Genomic DNA, 18,368 nt, shown 5'->3' on the forward strand with positions numbered 1-18,368 from the left:
ATGACGCACTCACTGGAGACAGAGCAATTATTGGATGAAGAGCTGCTGCGTTATGCGCGGCAAATATTGCTCGATGGCTGGGATATTGATGCCCAACTACGATTGAAGTCTGTGCGCATAATCATTATTGGCGCAGGCGGGCTAGGTTGTCCCGCTTCTGAAACCTTGGTAAGGGCAGGGCTTGGTCAGGTGCATCTGATTGATGATGATGTCATCGAGGCAAGTAATCTACAACGGCAAACACTGTTTTTACCCGACGATATGGGTAAGCCCAAAGCGTTGACAGCGGCGACTATGTTGGAGCGCATCAATCCTTTGATAGCAGCTCGTGGGACAGTCGCACGATTGAGCGAAGACAATGCGTATGATTTACTTGATATAGCAACGGGCAAGCCCGATCTGCTATTAGATTGTACGGATAATTTTGCCACGCGCGACATTATCAATCGCATTAGTGTGCGTTATCAGATTCCATTGTTGTCTGCGTCAGCGATTGCCATGCAAGGGCAACTGGCGTTATTTGAGCCGCATTTAGATACGGGCTGTTATCACTGTGTGTTTGGGTCGGTTGTAGACGATATAGAGACAGATGAGCGTACTTGCGCCAATTCAGGTGTGCTTGCCAGCACCACTGCTATTATGGGCAATTTGCAGGCCAATGCCGCTTTGCAGTATTTGGGATTAACCAAAAATCCACTGACAAACAAACTATTAATATGGGATGGTAGCCGGATGCAGCAACGGCTGATGGGTTATCGCAAAGACCCCGAGTGTCCAGTCTGTTGTGCTACTTCTTAATCTATTAGTGCCGATTTCACATACTTTTATTGTTGATAATTGGCATAGTGTTTTATTGATGTAGTCTCCTCAAATCTTCTTTTTATCATCACAGTTGTTTTTTATGAAAATTCATCGTCCCCATTTATTAAAACACACGTTTAACGTTGTCAATCGCGTCCGCCAAACCGCAAGCGTCGCTGGTCTTTCTGCACTCAGAGTCGCAAAAGGTGAAAAGCCTGATGCTATGCTATTAAAAGAGACATTTGAGCAGTTAGGTACAACTTATATCAAAATCGGTCAGTTCATCGCTAGTACGCCGTCATTATTTCCTCGCGATTACGTTACTGCTTTTCAGAGCTGCTTAGATCAAACCACGCCTTTGTCTTATGCTTATATCGAGCAAGTATTGAACGAAGAATTGGCAGCCGATGGTAGGACGCTTGATGAATTGTTTGCGCATATTGATTCAGAGCCATTAGCGTCAGCTTCCATTGCCCAAGTGCATGCGGCACGTCTACATAATGGTGATGAGGTCGTGCTAAAGGTGCAAAAGCCGGGCGTTGAAACCATCATGCAAACGGATTTAGGCGTATTGCACGGCGTTACCAAATTGCTTGAGCTACTCATGCCCTCGATGAAGTTCGCCAGTATTGCGCCGATTATTGATGAAATTCGTTTGCGGATGCTGGCTGAGACTGACTTTATCGCTGAGGCGCAGAATATTCGCGATTTTCAGCAGTTTTTGGCGGTATCAGGCAATACCCGAGTGACTGCGCCTGAAGTATATGAGGCTCTCACCACGAAGCGCGTGCTGACCATGAGTCGCTTATACGGTGTCTCCATGGTAGATGAATCGCTCATGCGTCAGTACTGTGGTGATCCTGCCCAAGTCATGGCAGATACCTTAAACACTTGGTTTGCCAGTCTTATGCTATGCAATAGTTTCCATGCTGATTTGCATGCGGGTAATTTAATGCTATTAACGGATGGTCGCATTGGCTTTTTGGATTTTGGGATTGTCGGTAAGTTAAAAGCGGAAAGCTGGCGCGCCTGTATGGGTATGATGCAAGCGATGCAAGACAACGATTATCAAGCGATGGCACGCCATATGGTGGATATGGAGATGACCCACGGTGGCAATCAGGTTGATGTTGTGGCATTGGGCAATGATTTACAGCGTATGATGAAGACCATCATGGCAGAAGACAAAGCCTTTACCAGTGGGGTTCCCTTTAATAGTAAACAGCAAGCGGATGAGCTGAATACGATGATGCTTGAGATTGTCGAAGTGGGTAAGCGTCATGGTATTCACTTTCCTCGTGATTTTGCCTTATTGACCAAGCAGATGTTATATTTTGATCGTTTCATGCGGACGCTCGCGCCTGATATGGACATGTTCAGCGATCAACGGGTGCAAATGCTTGGACAAACAGAAGGTTAATTGATCACATTTACCGAATTGAATGTATCTAAGAGCCAGTCATTTTTTAAATGACTGGCTCATTCTTATTTTCGACTTTTTTAGCACAGCGGATCTTTTGTTAACCACTTCAAAATAACCTTGTCATATAGTTGATCCTAAATAAAATGGATACAAGACATGATAGCGCGCGACTGGAACCAATTTTTCTTGCTTGCTGTGCCTTTTTTTATATTAGATTGACTATATATTGCGATGGTTGTTTCGTCGGTAAGCGCCGATAACGGCTTGATAGCCTTTATACGACATTGCGATTAAACACTTCTCGAAGCTCAAAACTGGTATGTACTTGGGTAACCCCTTCGATACGATTTAATCTATGTAATAGAAATTCCTCATAATGCGCCATGTCGCGTACTCGTACTTTGATCAGATAATCTTCTGTACGACCTGTCACGATACTACAGCTAACCACCTCATCGAAGCTTTGTACCTTAGATTCAAACTGCTCAAAACGCTCGGCAGTATGACGATCCATACTAATCGCAATAAACACCGCTAGCGGATAGCCCAATTTTTGTGGATCTGTTTTGGTGTAATAGCCGGTAATAATACCCGAATCTTCTAAGCGTTTAATACGGCGTGCGCATGGAGTTGCAGAAAGATTGACGCGTTCGGCAAGCTCAGTGACACTCATACGTGCCTGCGTTTGTAATAATCGCAGTAATTGTCGGTCGGTTTCATCGATATCGACCAAAAGCGAGCTGTTCATATAATTGTTTTGCATGAGTTGTCGCTTTATTAGTGAATTTAACTCATTATAATTATTAATAAGAGACTTTCCACTAAAATAGCATCAAATCGAATCAAAAAAAGCAGATTTTTAGACAATTAAATTTGCTACTATAATGATCTAACTAGGGTTTATCTCGTTTGATAAATCATACTTTAATAATAAACTATCCAAACTCTCATCTAAGGATTGATTATGTCTGACCAAGCCACACGCACTGGCGTCGAAGCCACTGCCAAGATGACACCGAAAAGTGCCGCTTTTGATTTTCGTAAATACCGTCCATTTGCTTTTGCGCCATCACTACCAGATCGCACTTGGCCAAGTAAGACGATAGAGAAATCACCAATATGGGCAAGTGTGGATCTGCGTGATGGTAATCAGGCACTGATTGATCCGATGACCATCGAACAAAAAATGCGCTTTTTTAAAACGCTAGTAGACGTAGGGTTTAAAGAGATTGAGATTGGCTTTCCATCAGCCGCGCAAGTCGAATTTGATTTTGCTCGTAAACTTATCGAAGAAAACCATGTACCGGAGGATGTGACGCTTCAAGTGTTGGTACAGGCGCGTGAGCACTTGATTGCCCGCACCTTTGAATCTTTAAAAGGCGCTAAGCGCGCGGTTGTCCATGTTTATAACTCCACCAGCCGTGTACAACGCGATAAAGTCTACGGTAAAGACAAAGCTGAGATTAAAGAGATTGCGATCACTGGCGCTAAGCTATTAAAAGAGTACGCAGCAAAATATCCTGAAACTGATTGGGTGTTTCAGTATTCACCTGAAAGTTTTAGCCAAACAGAGACAGAGTATGCGGTAGAAGTCTGTGACGCGGTTTGTGAAGTGTGGCAGCCGCAGCAAGGACAAGAGGTTATTCTTAACTTGCCAGCGACGGTTGAGGCATCTATGCCCAATGTGTTCGCCGATCAGGTTGAGTACTTTTGCCGCAACCTTACTCACCGCGAGCATGTGATTGTCAGTTTGCACACGCATAATGACCGTGGCTGCGCAGTTGCTGCCGCTGAGCTTGGTGTGCTGGCTGGTGCAGATCGTATTGAGGGTACGTTATTGGGTAATGGTGAGCGTACAGGCAATATGGACATTATGGTCATGGCCATGAACTTATTTAGCCAAGGAGTAGATCCTGAGCTTGATTTTAGCAACATGAGTGAGATTGTGCAGGTGGTAAGTGAATGTAATAACTTGCCACTACATCCGCGTCATCCTTACGTGGGCGAGCTGGTCTTTACCGCCTTTAGTGGCTCACATCAAGATGCTATCAAAAAGTCTCTCGACTACAACGAGAAGCATCAAGATGAGACTGACAATGTTTGGGATGTGGCTTACTTGCCGATTGATCCGGCGCACATTGGTCGTAGTTATCAAGATGTGGTACGTATTAATAGCCAGTCAGGTAAAGGCGGCGTGGCGTATATCTTGCAGCGCAACTATGGGTTTAACTTACCACGTTGGATGCAAATTGATTTTAGCGGCGTGGTACAAAAGCAAGCGGAAACCGCAGCACGCGAATTACAGAACGATGAAATCTTGCAGACCTTTGAGGACACGTATCTACAACAAGGCAGATTTGAGCTATTAGATTATAGTGTCAACAATAAAGGCGGCGACGTTTATTTTAGTGGTCAAGTACAAATAGATAATGACGTCATCGATATTGATGGTAAAGGCAATGGTCCATTATCATCGTTCATGGATGGACTTGCCCAGCATACGGGAAAATCGCTACATATTATCAATTATGCCGAGCACGCCATCAACCCGCACCATAACAGCGGTAACGGCATTGATGATGATACCAATAAGGACAATAAAACCAATGCCAATGCCGCAGCGTACATTCAATTGAATGTTGATGGTGAGGTCTACTCAGGTATCGGAACCTGTAGCAGTACTGTATCTGCCATGCTTAAAGGGGCATTATCTGCCTTTGCTCAAGCGGTTGACAAAACAGCGGCGTAATCTTAAGAGCCTTCAAAAGCTTTTATAAGGTCAATCTACTTTAAAAAGAGTACGGTTCTACTGAGATAAATTTTTCGAAGCCTCTGTCACACTTGCAAGCAGCCAGTGAGGAGAATTGATACCAGTAAAGCATAATAGCCGTATGTACACTTTTATGCTGGATTACCTGTAACCGCTATTTATAACGCCATCGCTTCTTGTCTCAAACAAGTAAAGTGGTGGCGTTATTTTTTTGCATAAAAAATGAGTTTATTTTAAAAAGTAAGACCGCTTGCCGCCAATAATCGAGTCGGTTCCATCATCGTTTGAGCATAACGAGCGATAGCATAATGTTACTTGTATTTTTGGTGTCTAAGACTTACGCTAATGTACATAGTGCATATTATTATATTATAAATAAAAGGTTAATTATGGAACCTATCTCATTTGCTTCATTTTCATTAGCAGCGCTTTTGGCTTCATTACCAGCGAATGGTGAAGTGATTAGTAAACCGACGATCACCACTCATATTAGTCCGGCTATTGCCGGGCAGTGGGAGGTGGATTTGGACAGCGGTATTACCATGACAAAAGAAGCTAGAGCGCGGCAAGCAGCATCAGAAGACGGGCAAGCGGTACAAAGCGAAGCGCCTAAATCGGTTGCGGGCACAGAGGGCGGGGTTCTTACGCAAGATGAAAAGCGTGTCCTTAGTATTCAATCAGATGCCAATACAAATTTGATGGCATCGGTTAAAAAAGCCAATCAGTGCCGCGAATTGTATAACTTTGCCGCTGACAATGAGATGTGGACAGTCAGTGGCAAAGAATTGACGTACGGGCGCTACTTGGTCACGCACCGTGAAGAAGGATTGCCCGTCATCGCGATTAAAACGATTTATGACAATAACGAAGTAGATTGCTCTGGTAATCAGGTTGATCAAAGTGACGAAGCGTTGATTGCGTTTTTGAACCATGATGGTGATCAGATGCAGTGGTGTGCTGATCCTGATGGTAACGAGTGCTTTATGAATTTTAATAGAATATTACCATAATTAAAAAAGCAGATATTAAGGGTATTTTCAGGCAACAAATACTAAAAAAACCGCTAATCAATAGCGGTTTTTTTGGTTCAAAGAGGTAAGTTGTTTAGCTTACGATGGGTCTTTTGCCTTATTGGCAGTCAAAAGCTCTCTTTCAAGATAGTGAATGTTTTGTGCTTCTTGCACAAAATTATCATCCGCTAAAATCACATCACGGTGTAAAGGTATATTGGTTTTGATACCTTCAATTACTAGCTCATCAAGCGCATGTAATGTCTTAGAGATTGCTTGCTGGCGCGTTTGACCATGGCAGATAAGCTTTCCAATCAATGAATCGTAATAGGTCGGTATCTCATAACCAGGATACAGATGCGAATCAAATCGAACGCCAGCGCCACTTGGTGCAAACAGCTGACTGACTGTACCAGGACAAGGCATAAAGGTCGCTGGATCTTCTGCGTTGATGCGGCACTCAATAGCGTGACCTTGAATCTCAATCTCGCTTTGACGATAAGACAAACCATAACCAGCAGCGATTTTAAGCTGTTCAACGACGACGTCAATGCCAGTGATCATTTCAGTAACTGGATGCTCAACCTGCACACGAGTATTCATCTCAATGAAGAAGAACTCGTTGTTTTCAAATAAGAACTCAAAAGTACCCGCACCGCGATATTTCACTAGCTCACATGCTTTGACGCACGCTCTTAAAATAGGTTCACGCACATCATCTGGAATGTCAGGCGCAGGCGCTTCTTCTAATACTTTTTGATGGCGACGTTGTAGTGAGCAATCACGATCATATAAATGGATGGCGTTACCGTTACCATCGCCCAGTACTTGTACTTCTACGTGGCGCGGATTTTGTAGATAGCGCTCCATATATACCGTGTCATCACCGAACCAAAGCTCAGCTTCTTGTTTGGCTGCTTGTACTTGTCCGATGAGTTCATCAAAACGCTCAACCACACGCATACCACGACCACCGCCGCCAGATGCGGCTTTAATGAGTAGTGGAAAGCCAATATTTCGCGCTTGTTCTTCAGCATTGTGAAGGGTCACAGCGCCAACAGAGCCGGGCACGGTTGGAACGCCTGCTTTTTTCATCGCATTGATAGCTGACACTTTATTACCCATTAAGCGGATATGGTCAGCATTGGGACCAACGAACGTCAAACCCGCTTCTTCAACGCGTTCAGCAAACTCAGCATTTTCTGATAAAAAGCCATAACCGGGATGAATGGCATCAGCGCCTGTGATTTCAGCAGCGGTTAAAATAGTGTTGATATCAAGATAGCTTTGATTGGCATTGGGTTTACCAATACAGATTGCCTCATCCACAAAACGAAGATGCATTAGGTTTGCATCAGCCGTCGAATAGACACCTACGGTTTCTATTCCAAGGGCTTTACAAGCTCTGACGATACGCAGGGCAATCTCACCTCTATTGGCGATGAGCAGTTTTTTTATCATGGGTTCATCCTTGTCGAAGTGGCAGTCAACGATAGAGTCGCTATTTTGGCATCACAAAATCAAATAATACTTTATTTAATATCACTTAATTTCTGATGCACTTAAGATAGCGACCTCTCTATCATTATGAGGTAAAGAGTGGCAAATGGAGTCGTTAAGCTTTATAGCGTACGACAGGCTGGCCAAACTGTACCACTTCAGAGTTCTCAACTAAAATCTCGTCAATGACGCCGCTTTGAGTTGCTTCAAGGGGATTCATAATTTTCATGGCTTCAATAATACCCAGCGTATCACCCGCCTGTACCTTTTGCCCAACCTTCACGAATGGTGGATCATTAGGACTAGGGGCTGAATAATAAACACCAACCATAGGTGAGGTCTCGACGCTACCCGCTTTTACGGCTGCCGGTGCTGCTTCAGCAGTCATGGGGGCAGCGCCTGCGGTAGGAGCGGCCATCATCGTTGGGGCAGGGGCATCATAGTGACGAGTTAAACTGATATGCTCATCATCTGAGCTAATTTCCAAATTGACCAGTTCACTTTCTTCCATGAGGGCGATCAGGGTGCGTATTTTTTCAATATCCATAGTTTTAATTTTGCCTTGTACCAAATTCGAGAAATAGTGTAACTAAATATTGTGTAGATAATTGCTAATGATACCTATATTCCCGCCAATGAGCAATCGATGTACAGTTGTTAACTGAGTTTTTTTACATATTATGACGCAAGCGGTTTTGCGTGTAAGAAACTTTCTACAATCAATCATAGTCTATGTAACGCGACAGCACCAGCAATTACCGAAGTTATGTTTGGATAAAATAAACCTTGTAATTAAGCCCATATCGCTTTTAAACGCTTTTGCTGATAAAGGAGGCGCAAAGTCAGAAGAATAGAGGATAAGAATAACCCTGTGATTAATGCCATCCAAAATCCTTGGGCACCGACATTGGTGAAGCGCACCAAATAAATACCAAGTGGTAACGCGACTAGCCAATAGCAAAACAGCGTGACCCACATCGGCACAGCGGTGTCTTGCATACCGCGCAATATACCAGCGATATTGACCTGCCAGCCATCAAATAGTTGGTATGCAAGTGCAAAGATGAGTAGATGCATAGACTGCGCGATAACCGCTGGATTGTCTGTAAATGCGGCAGCCAACTGTGGCCTAAACAACCAAATGCCAAGCATACAAATAAGCGCAATTAATACCGTCCATATCAGACCAGTGGCTTGTACTTGACGCAGTGCCATGATGTTTTTTTCGCCGAAGCGATTGGAGACCATGATGGTCAATGCCATAGCAACGGATATGGGTATCATAAACAGTTGCGAGGTGACCGCCAACGCCACTTGGTGAGAAGCAGTTGCCAGCTCGCCTAACGGACTGATGACCAATGCACCCAAGCTAAATAAACTGGCTTCAAAAAAGATAGATATACCAATTGGGATCCCGAGTTTTAAAAGCTTTTTGATCTGGGCACGATTGGGACTGGCAAAGCCATAGAAGAATCGAGTACTGGCAAATTGCTGGCGTTTCGTGAAGCTGGTATAAGTGGCAAGCAGCAACACATTTATCCATAAAACACAGGCAGTCGCAACCCCGCAACCCGCACCGCCAAGCTCAGGCAGACCGAACAAACCATGAATAAAAATATAGTTGAGGGGAATGTCGGCGAGTAAGCCAATGATACTAATAACCGTCACAGGCTCAGGTCGACCAAGCGCTTCGCAATAACTGCGCAGTACCGCATAAACAGCGATAGCAGGGAAACCAAAGGACACACCATGTAAGTACTGCGTGGCGATCGGTTGGATGTTTTCAGGCACACCCATGACCCCAAGGATATTGGGCGCTAAATTGACAACAATAAAGCCAACAATACCCAGCACGCCTGCCGTCCATAAAGACTGCTGCGTGATATGTGGCACTTGACTGTGTTGATCTTGGCCGATGGCTTCACCAATGAGAGGTGTGGTTGCAATCAAAATACCCGTCGCCAACAAAAATAGCGGAAGCCAAATACCAGACCCAACTGCCACAGCAGCCAAATCAAGGGCAGAAACTTGACCTGCCATAATGGCATCGACCACACCAAGCGCCGCTTGGCAGAACTGAGTAATTAAAATAGGAAGCGCGAGCACGCCTAAGCGTAAGCTGTAGCTTTTAAAATCTTTAAAAGACAATGGAAAAGACATAGTGAGCAACTTTTTATTCTTTATAATCTTTATTGTAGATGCGCAAATACTGCCATCAACAAATCAATAGCAAGACAATAAGACAAGATAGGCGTTGTGCCGATGATGATACTCTGATAAATAATACGAACAAGCCTATAACGGCAAAGTATGAGAATAAAATGAAAGGCACAAAAATAAAAATAACCCGTCAATTCAAAAAAGAATGGACAGGTCATAAGTAGATAGGATGGTAAAGAAGCGAGCCCGTAAAGTCAACGTTTTAGATGGTTTTGTTACGGTTTTCGCTATTATTACAAATAAGTTTGGGCTTCATCTGGCAATAGATTGAGAGTGTCTGCCATATTGATAATAGCGCGCCAATGCTTGGGCTCAAGTGGTAGAATGGTCAACTGCTCGCACCCTTTTCTCAGTAATAGTGAGTCCTCAAGCGCCGGTAAAAACTTAAGCTCTGATAAAGGCACAACGTCTATAAAAGCCAGCTCAAAAGCGACTTCTACCAGGTACCAGCGCGGCGTATCCTCAGTTGCTAGAGGGTCGTAATGGCGATGCTCAGGATGGAACTGAGTGGGATCAGGATAGCCTGCTTTGCTAACGGTCATAATACCAGCGGCTCCGGACGGCTTGGCGCTGGAGTGATAAAAAATAACTTTGTCACCCACCTGCATGTCATCACGCATAAAGTTGCGAGCACGGTAGTTACGAACGCCATCCCAGCTATCTGTTTCTAATCGCTCCAAATCTTTGATACCAAAAAACTTTGGGTTGGACTTCATCAACCAATAAGCCATGTATTTTATCCTTATAATATGATCAATTATTTGTTATCAACGTCTTATTAATATACTTGTAATATCTTGCCTGTAAGCCCATTGTTTTAACATCGGTTTTTGTGAGTGGTTTTGTTGAGAAATTTATCCTCGCATAGCTTTTCTTTAGATCATCTAGCCGTTATCCTAGCGCTACTTTCTGCCAATCATAGCAGATGCCCTTTTATATCTCTTTTTATAGAAATCCTTGTTTATGCCAAATAATCAATCTGTTCATTCTTTAGATCACAATGATGCTTCTTATGAAGCTTCTGTGAGTACGTTAGACGTGAGTGACATTCCTTTAGCGCTTTATATTCACATTCCGTGGTGCGTCAAAAAGTGTCCGTATTGCGACTTTAACTCGCACGAGCTGCCAAAAGACACTCAGTTATCTATGTACGACGAGTATGTAGAGACGCTCTTACGAGATGCCAGTATGCAACAGGAATTAGCGCAGGGGCGGTCTATTACCTCAATATTTATAGGGGGAGGGACGCCGTCACTCCTTCCTATTACTCAGTATCAACGGCTGTTTTTGGGCTTACGTCAGATTTTTAAATTTGCTGAGGATATTGAGGTGACTATGGAGGCCAACCCCGGCACACTTGAGCACGCGCCTTTCGAGCAATATTTGGACGTGGGTATCAACCGGTTGTCGATTGGGGTACAAAGCTTTGCCGCTGACAAATTAACCACGCTTGGGCGAATACATAATCCTACTCAGGCGTTGAGTGCTATTCAAGCAGCGCGTGCGGCAGGCTTTGAGCGGGTCAATGTTGACTTGATGCACGGATTGCCGCAACAAACCATGAATGAGGCGTTGACCGACATTCAAATGGCACATGATGCAGGCGCTACGCATATTTCATGGTATCAATTAACGATTGAGCCCAATACGGTGTTTTATCGCAGCCAGCCACTGTTGCCCGACGAAGACAATTTGGCCGATATCGAGCAGGCAGGTCAAGCGCTTTTAGAACAATTGGGCTATCGCAACTATGAAGTGTCAGCTTGGGCGGGTGCGTTAGACAAACCCTGTCGCCACAACGTCAATTATTGGCAGTTTGGAGATTATCTAGCGATTGGCGCTGGTGCGCATGGCAAAGTGACGGTTGGACATACGCCCTCACCGACAAATGCAAGTCTGCCCAAACCATTGGGAGTCAAGAAAAATCTAGGGAATGACGCGCTGGCAGCGTCAGGTATTTATCGTTTTAGCAAATCACGGCTGCCAAAAGATTATATGGCGAAAGACCATATGCTAAAAGATCATACGTTTACGAATGAAGCATTGGAGAATGTTCAGCCAAATGCACCAAAAATGGTGGGCTGGCAACAAATTGCAAGTGATGAGCTGGTCAGTGAGTTTATGCTTAATGCGTTACGTTTACATAGCGGGGTAGAGTGGTCGTTGTTTGAAACCAGAACGGGGCTTGCTTATAGTGATATTGCACCACAAGTGAAAAAACTGGTCACGCGAGACTTGCTTGTAGACAGTATTGAGAGGTTGCAGCCAACGGTATTGGGACAGCGCTATCTCAATCAGATATTACAAGCGTTTTTATAAAAATAGACTCACATAAAAAAGGCCTATCAAATAAATGATAGACCTTTTAAGTGATCTAAGAAGCTAGCACTTAGATTTTGTTCTGTACGTCTTGTGCGCCGCCACTAACAGCATCGCCAGCACTTGATACGTCTTGGCCTAGACCTTTAAACGTGTTGCAACCAGTTAGAACAAACATAGCAGCTAAAGATGCGATAATTAATTTTTTCATAAGGATATCCTCAAAACAAATGGGTTGTTATAAATAATCACAGTAATGCTAAGCATCATGCTCAAGCGTCACTGAGAAGGTAGTGAATAAGATGATAATGTATATATTATCTCGCTATCCGTTACCGACATCATAGTGAAAGTTAAAAACGCTGCACAGTATCAAAATGTAATTATTGACAGTAAACTGTAACTTTTGATTACATGCAGCCTATAAGTGTCACAATTAATTAGAATTAATCACTCAAGGAATTCGTATGACCATCCATATCGTGTTGGTAGCTCCCAAGATGCCCAGCAACACTGGTAATATTATCCGCTTATGCGCGAACACAGGCGCCCAATTGCATCTGGTCAAACCTCTAGGATTTGAGCTGGAGGATAAAAAGCTGCGCCGCGCCGGTCTTGATTATCACGAATACGCCCATTTACAAGTACATGACGATTGGTCGGCCACAAAACAGGCATTAAAAGCCGCTGATTGCCAAGTGATAACGGCTTTGACGACCAAGCTGAGTAAGCCTTTTTATGATTATGACTTTAGCGGACAGCCAGACGTTAAAAAAACAAACAAGGATTCAATGCCGAGTATCGCTCTGGTATTTGGTTCTGAAACCGCTGGATTAACAGACGAAATTCGTGAAGACATTGGGGCGGACAATTGGTTAAGACTCCCGATGCTTGCTGATTCGCGCAGCCTAAACTTATCCAATAGTGTGGCGATTTGTCTCTATGAGATATGGCGTCAGCAAGGGTTTATGGGCGATGAAGGGCGCAGTGTCGGTTATGAGACTTTAACCGTTTATGACCCAAAATAAGGGTGCATTCTATAATGTGCCGCGCTCCTATATTTTAATAAGGATAGGGCGCGGCTGAATTTTTATAAGTAGTTAGGGTTTTTATAAGCAGTTGGGCGGTTTGGGCAAGCCAGCAAGACGATTGACATGACGGGCCACCAGTCCTGTCTTAAACAGTTGCTGCAATTTTTGGTTGCTTATATCGTGGTTTGGCAACGTTTTTTGCAACCATTTGATTAATGGACGCGTGGCTGGCGCGTGATTGAATTTATCAAAAAATGCTCGCACTTGTTGTAAAACCTGCAAATGCTCAGCTTCTAACTCCACCTCTAGCGTGTTTGCAAGCTGCTGCGCTATAGCAGGTGTCCAAATAGTATGGTCACATAAATGACCGTCTTGATCCAATTCGACATCAATTGTATGGTTAATGGTATGAGGCGTCACAGTGTCGTTGTTCATAAGGCGATGGTCACCACTTTATCAAATTGAGGGTCTTGGGTTAGGTTGACCCATTCTACGTCTGTTAATAGAGCCGTTAATTTGGCGTTAAGATTGAGCTTAGCGCTGGTATTGGCCGTTAGCTGAGCGACATCGTCAGTGAGCGCATAAATACCTGCAATGTCCTTTATGTCAATGTATGGCTCACTGTCGCTTAACTGCGCATTCAACCAGTCGATAAAAGCAACTGTCGTACCCAGTAAAACAATACTGTCACCTGCACGCCATGTACGCGACATCTCCTCCACACTTTGACTAAGCGTGTCTATGGTGCTGTGTAATTGATATAAAGTGGCCATAAGGGTATCCAATTGCTCTAATAATTCTAGGGTAAAGAGGGTGAGTGACTATTTATCTGTCTAATAAAAAATGCACGCCATCAAAATCTTAATATTTGCTCAAAGTCTTGTGAGTTCACGACCTCTGGTATCAATGTTAATTGCGAAGCCAAGTCAGTTGGCAACATCCCTGTCACCCAACCGCTAAAGACATCATTAGGTAGCCAAGCCGCTGGCATGTCGTACAGATCTAGCGATTGAATCATGCCATGCAGACGGGTTTCAGGTTGCATCAACAGGCCAAAAACAGGAGCGTCTAAGTACAGCTGCACCTCGTGTCCAAAGGTTGCCAGCGTTAGCGCAAGCGCACAGCCTTCATAACTGGCCATTTCAGTAGGCGTATTCAGCTGGATTAATAATTTCATGATAGATTCCTAAATTGCTCATTGATTGACACGGAGCAGCATTGCATTTGTTTTGATAAGAGGGTCACTGAACCAAGCGTTAAGCTATAGTCGATCCACTTTAAAAACGATACGAAGTTGCTGGGATATATTTTACGCAGCCTCTGTCAGCGTAGACACAGCAAGCAAGTAAAATGTATACCAGCAACGAAGCAATATTGACGTATCGATTTTATTTAGACCTGACTATAAGTAAGCAGTTAGTAATATGAGCGTTTGTTTATATAATCTGCATTTTATCAAAACTGTATCACCTGAGCGTCATTTTGCATCATCATGGCAAGCTCGCTAAGTCCCACTAAGCTAAAACCTGCGGCCAGATTGTCACCATCCAGTTGATGACGAGTGCTGTTATCAGCGTCACTAATCCCGCGACTAAGAGCGGTACTGACGCAAACAGGTAAGGACAATCCATATTGCTTAGCGAGATTTTGCCACTCTTTGGTGACATCCACTTGATCGGCAGATTGCCAGCGTAAGCCATTGGCAACATGAGCGGCATCGCCATAAAAAAAGACATTTAACAATGCTTTGCCAGTGACAGGGGCGTCATTGTTAATAGCATTGGCGTCATCATGGATGATCTGAGCGCTGTCATTTGCTTGGTTGGAGGCGTTTTGAAGATAGGCACGAGCATAGCGTAGCGCCAGCTTGGCAAGAGGATGACTAGGATCGGCGGTAATCAGTAGTAGGGGCGTTGTGGTTGTCATAGAAAGTTTTGTCATTCATCTGTACTAAAGTTGTTTATGCTACCATAAAGCCACTCAAATCAACTAGGCACACGGTGATGAAATATGGTTTTATGCGTAATACTTATTTTTTTATCAGCTACTGATTAATTGCTGTGATTCAATACAGTGACTGCCTCGTAAGAAAAAACAATAAACTTATGCGCGAGCTTCACGTAGTCTTATCATTCTATGCAAGGAGTTTATGTCTCTATGTTACCTGTTATGCCTTCACCTATGAACAATGCGACAGATTATCAGCCAACAGCGGCACAGCTGCAAGTATTACAAATGGCGAGTGCTTTTGCTTATCAGATTTGGGAGAGTCGAACGGTCTCGTGCCAAACGTTTTTGCGTAGCTATCCTTTAGATCAGACCTTAACGCGTCAGCAAATCGAAGATCTGATTCAAGACTATACGTTGGATGAAAACTATCAACTCGCGGATGAAGCAAAAGTGATGAGCGGCTTACGTCATCTGCGTATGCTACTTATGATGCGCTGGATTTGGCAAGACGCCTTACAGGTGATTGCGCTTGAGCAACTGACGGATGAGCTGTCTGAGTTTGCCGATGGCTGTATCGCATTTGCCAAAGCTTATACCTATCAGAATTTGGTCAAACAATATGGCGAACCGACTTTTATCAATGATCAAGGCAATGTACAAATCGATGATATGGCAATTATGGCCATGGGTAAGCTTGGCGCTCACGAGCTAAATTTATCAAGTGATATTGATCTTATTTTCGTCCATCAGGCGCGGGGCGAAACCAATGGGGATAAAGCCCGCGGCACCCGTAGCATAGAAAATAAGCGTTTTATGACGCGGCTCGGTCAAGGGATTATCAAATTGTTGGATAACAAGACCGCCGATGGTTTTGTGTTTCGCGTCGATATGCGTCTGCGTCCGTGGGGTGATGGCAGTGATTTGGCGATTCATTTATCTGCCCTCCAAAAGTATTTTGCGTTACATGGGCGGGCGTGGGAGCGTTTTGCTTGGCTAAAAGCGCGGGTAATTGGACAAGTAGATCAGCCGTTTTATAATGAGTTACAGGCACTTATTAAGCCGTTCGTCTTTCGTTATTATGTGGATTACAGCGCTTTTGCCGCCTTAAGAGAGATGAAGTCGCTTATTCAAAATCAAGTGGCGCAGCGTGAAGACTTGGATAATATTAAGCTTGGGGCAGGCGGTATCAGAGACATTGAATTTATTGTGCAAGCCTTTCAGCTGATTTATGGAGGCAGACACCCCCAGCTACAGGTTAAATCGTGCTTGCAGGCGATGAAAGTTTTATGCGAACTCCGATATCTAGAGCCAAAAACGTATGAGCAATTGCAAGCGGCTTATCGGTTTTTGCGTCGTCTTGAGCATGGCATTCAGGCCATCAATGATCAGCAAACTCAGCGCTTACCTCATGATCCGCATTGGCAACACAATCTTGCGGTCATCTTGGACTTTGACAATTGGGAGGGACTCTTAAGCACGCTCAATCAGCATCGACACAACGTAAATGTTCCTTTTGAGCGTATGGTGACTGAACGCCAAGTGCCTGATCAAGAAGAAACGGATCTTCAACCTGAGCATTTGGATGCACAGATTGAGCGGCTGTATGAAGTGCTGACAGAAGCCAATGGCGAATTACTAAGAAGTTTTTGGCAATCAAAAATGGTTGCTAATTTAACTGATGAGGCAAGAGAACGCCTAGACGCTGCGTATCCTGTGATTGTGCGTGCGTTATTGGCACACCAAGAACAGCAGCAGCTCGCTAATACAGCTTTGCCGCGTCTGATCGCTTTACTCGAAGCGATTTGTCGTCGTTCTATTTACTTGGTTATGATCGCTGAAAACCCCAACGCAACGATTGAGCTGATTCCGATGCTATCGGCAAGTCCGTGGATTGCAAAAGAGCTTGCTCAATACCCTGTGCTACTCGACAGCTTTTTGCAACAGCGCTACCGTCATTTACCTGACAAGCCTGAGCTGCGTGATATTTTGCGTCAACAGCTACTGCGTGTCGAGCCAGATGATGAAGAGGAGCTGCTTAGCGTCCTGCGCCTGTTTAAAAAGAACCAAGTATTGGCTGTGGCTGCCAGTGATGTATTGGCTGAGCGCCCGATTATGAAGGTGTCTGATTCTCTCACTTATATTGCAGAAGTAGTATTAGAAGCCGCACTGGAGCGCGCGTTTACAGAGCTTGTCAAACGTTATGGTTATCCCATTGGTCAAGACGGTGATCCGGTGACGGAAGCCAATTGCGGCTTTGCTATTATTGGTTACGGCAAGCTTGGCGGACTTGAGTTGTCCTACTCTTCAGACCTAGATTTGGTGTTCTTGCATAAAATAAAAGAGCAGGGCATGACCACGGGTGAGACGTCAGTGAGCGGCATGAAGTTCGCGGCGCGCTTGGTTCAAAAGCTCATGAATTATCTAAATACTCAAACTCGAGATGGCCGTGCTTACGAGATTGATATGCGTCTACGTCCTTCCGGTAACGCGGGCATGATGGTGGTTTCTTGTCACGCTTTTGAAACCTATCAGCTTGAAAAAGCGTGGTCTTGGGAGCATCAAGCGTTGGTTCGAGCGCGTGCCATTTGCGGAGATAAGCACGTAACAGCACGGTTTTGTAATATTCGCCGCGAGGTATTGGCATTGCCGCGTACGATTGAACAAGTACGTAGCGAGGTCACCAGTATGCGCATAAAAATGCAAAAGCATCTGGGTACCAGTCAATGGGAGCAGCAAGCGGGTAAGTTCCATCTTAAGCAAGATGCAGGCGGAATAGTAGACATAGAGTTTTTGGCACAATTTGCGGTATTGGCCTACTCACATGAGCATCCAAGCTTGACCAAATGGAGTGACAATGTGCGTATTTTCGAAGAAGTGGCATCGCTGGGTATTTGGGCGGCGTCAGTCTGTCAGGATTTGACCGATGCCTATCTCAGAATTCGTGCGGCCACTCATCAGCTGGCCTTATCAGAGCAGTCGTTGCTGGTTGATGAGTCGCTTTGGAAAGAGACGCGCGCATTGTTACAGGCGCAGTGGCAACATTTAATGGGCGTTGATTTGACGCATAAAGGCACGTCTATAACGCAAGACAATCCTTAAAAGACACGCTTTGATTATAAATAATAGCCTGCTATGGCCAAACCAAAAGATTTCATTTGCTCGTACTGCCAGTGATATAATCGCTCCTACATCACAACATCATTGGCGCTTGTTATTACAGCTATTAGCAACCTTTATTAGAAGCTGTTATTAAAAATAATGACGCAAGATTTTTAATCGTGACATTCGACGCTACGGTGTTATCATATGGTGTTGATACATACTGTTGAATAAAATTTATCTAA

General features: G+C 44.3%; 17 protein-coding genes. 7 read left to right on the plus strand and 10 right to left on the minus strand.

The features are described from left to right. Nucleotides 1-798: a HesA/MoeB/ThiF family protein gene (locus AAJP47_RS09550; RefSeq protein WP_346717683.1), complete on the plus strand. Its 798-nt coding sequence runs from the start codon at nucleotides 1-3 to the stop codon at nucleotides 796-798. Nucleotides 799-901: 103 nt separating this feature from the next. Continuing rightward, nucleotides 902-2,221 (plus strand): ABC1 kinase family protein, encoded by a 1,320-nt coding sequence (locus AAJP47_RS09555; protein WP_346717684.1) that lies wholly within the window; start codon nucleotides 902-904, stop codon nucleotides 2,219-2,221. Between the two features lie 277 nt (nucleotides 2,222-2,498). On the opposite strand, the gene AAJP47_RS09560 is transcribed toward AAJP47_RS09555, so the two are convergent. Continuing rightward, nucleotides 2,499-2,987 carry an Lrp/AsnC family transcriptional regulator gene (locus tag AAJP47_RS09560; protein ID WP_346717685.1) on the minus strand — a complete coding sequence of 163 codons (489 nt, stop codon included), beginning with the start codon at nucleotides 2,985-2,987 and terminating at the stop codon, nucleotides 2,499-2,501. A gap of 201 nt (nucleotides 2,988-3,188) precedes the next feature. On the opposite strand from AAJP47_RS09560, the gene leuA reads away from it, so the two are divergent. After that, nucleotides 3,189-4,973 carry a 2-isopropylmalate synthase gene (gene leuA, locus AAJP47_RS09565; RefSeq protein WP_346717686.1) on the plus strand — a complete coding sequence of 595 codons (1,785 nt, stop codon included), beginning with the start codon at nucleotides 3,189-3,191 and terminating at the stop codon, nucleotides 4,971-4,973. A 410-nt stretch (nucleotides 4,974-5,383) separates the two neighbouring features. Then, nucleotides 5,384-6,004, plus strand: coding sequence for a hypothetical protein (locus tag AAJP47_RS09570; RefSeq protein ID WP_346717687.1), 621 nt, complete (start codon nucleotides 5,384-5,386; stop codon nucleotides 6,002-6,004). A gap of 99 nt (nucleotides 6,005-6,103) precedes the next feature. On the opposite strand, the gene accC is transcribed toward AAJP47_RS09570, so the two are convergent. The 4 genes from accC to AAJP47_RS09590 all read right to left on the minus strand — a co-directional run bounded on the left by accC (nucleotide 6,104) and on the right by AAJP47_RS09590 (nucleotide 10,455). Further along, nucleotides 6,104-7,465, minus strand: coding sequence for an acetyl-CoA carboxylase biotin carboxylase subunit (gene accC / locus AAJP47_RS09575; protein WP_346717688.1), 1,362 nt, complete (start codon nucleotides 7,463-7,465; stop codon nucleotides 6,104-6,106). Between the two features lie 154 nt (nucleotides 7,466-7,619). Then, a complete protein-coding gene (gene accB / locus AAJP47_RS09580) occupies nucleotides 7,620-8,051 on the minus strand; it encodes an acetyl-CoA carboxylase biotin carboxyl carrier protein (RefSeq protein WP_346717689.1) in 432 nt (143 codons plus the stop codon). Nucleotides 8,052-8,296: 245 nt separating this feature from the next. Beyond that, nucleotides 8,297-9,664, minus strand: coding sequence for an MATE family efflux transporter (locus AAJP47_RS09585; protein WP_346717690.1), 1,368 nt, complete (start codon nucleotides 9,662-9,664; stop codon nucleotides 8,297-8,299). A 293-nt stretch (nucleotides 9,665-9,957) separates the two neighbouring features. Further along, nucleotides 9,958-10,455 carry an EVE domain-containing protein gene (locus AAJP47_RS09590; protein ID WP_346717691.1) on the minus strand — a complete coding sequence of 166 codons (498 nt, stop codon included), beginning with the start codon at nucleotides 10,453-10,455 and terminating at the stop codon, nucleotides 9,958-9,960. Between the two features lie 232 nt (nucleotides 10,456-10,687). Between AAJP47_RS09590 and hemW the strand changes: the two genes are divergently transcribed. Next, entirely contained in the window at nucleotides 10,688-12,043 is a 1,356-nt protein-coding gene (gene hemW, locus AAJP47_RS09595; protein ID WP_346717692.1) for a radical SAM family heme chaperone HemW, read from the plus strand. A gap of 70 nt (nucleotides 12,044-12,113) precedes the next feature. Here hemW and AAJP47_RS09600 read toward each other — a convergent pair whose 3' ends face one another. Next, entirely contained in the window at nucleotides 12,114-12,254 is a 141-nt protein-coding gene (locus AAJP47_RS09600; protein ID WP_346717693.1) for an entericidin A/B family lipoprotein, read from the minus strand. Between the two features lie 256 nt (nucleotides 12,255-12,510). On the opposite strand from AAJP47_RS09600, the gene AAJP47_RS09605 reads away from it, so the two are divergent. Further along, nucleotides 12,511-13,071 (plus strand): tRNA (cytidine(34)-2'-O)-methyltransferase, encoded by a 561-nt coding sequence (locus AAJP47_RS09605; protein WP_346717694.1) that lies wholly within the window; start codon nucleotides 12,511-12,513, stop codon nucleotides 13,069-13,071. 81 nt (nucleotides 13,072-13,152) lie between these two features. Here AAJP47_RS09605 and AAJP47_RS09610 read toward each other — a convergent pair whose 3' ends face one another. From AAJP47_RS09610 to tusD, 4 genes are all read right to left on the minus strand, one after another. Continuing rightward, nucleotides 13,153-13,509: a TusE/DsrC/DsvC family sulfur relay protein gene (locus AAJP47_RS09610; protein ID WP_346717695.1), complete on the minus strand. Its 357-nt coding sequence runs from the start codon at nucleotides 13,507-13,509 to the stop codon at nucleotides 13,153-13,155. Further along, nucleotides 13,506-13,847 carry a hypothetical protein gene (locus AAJP47_RS09615; protein ID WP_346717696.1) on the minus strand — a complete coding sequence of 114 codons (342 nt, stop codon included), beginning with the start codon at nucleotides 13,845-13,847 and terminating at the stop codon, nucleotides 13,506-13,508. Before AAJP47_RS09615 ends, AAJP47_RS09610 begins: the two co-directional genes overlap by 4 nt. An 80-nt stretch (nucleotides 13,848-13,927) precedes the next feature. Next, complete coding sequence (locus AAJP47_RS09620) at nucleotides 13,928-14,251, minus strand: hypothetical protein (protein ID WP_346717697.1); 324 nt, start codon at nucleotides 14,249-14,251, stop codon at nucleotides 13,928-13,930. A gap of 278 nt (nucleotides 14,252-14,529) precedes the next feature. After that, complete coding sequence (gene tusD, locus AAJP47_RS09625) at nucleotides 14,530-15,000, minus strand: sulfurtransferase complex subunit TusD (RefSeq protein ID WP_346717698.1); 471 nt, start codon at nucleotides 14,998-15,000, stop codon at nucleotides 14,530-14,532. A 231-nt stretch (nucleotides 15,001-15,231) separates the two neighbouring features. Here tusD and glnE point away from each other — a divergent pair, with 231 nt between their 5' ends. Beyond that, complete coding sequence (glnE, locus tag AAJP47_RS09630; protein ID WP_346717699.1) at nucleotides 15,232-18,123, plus strand: bifunctional [glutamate--ammonia ligase]-adenylyl-L-tyrosine phosphorylase/[glutamate--ammonia-ligase] adenylyltransferase; 2,892 nt, start codon at nucleotides 15,232-15,234, stop codon at nucleotides 18,121-18,123. Nucleotides 18,124-18,368 lie beyond the last annotated feature (245 nt).

The organism is Psychrobacter halotolerans (genome assembly GCF_039680845.1).
GTDB lineage: Bacteria > Pseudomonadota > Gammaproteobacteria > Pseudomonadales > Moraxellaceae > Psychrobacter.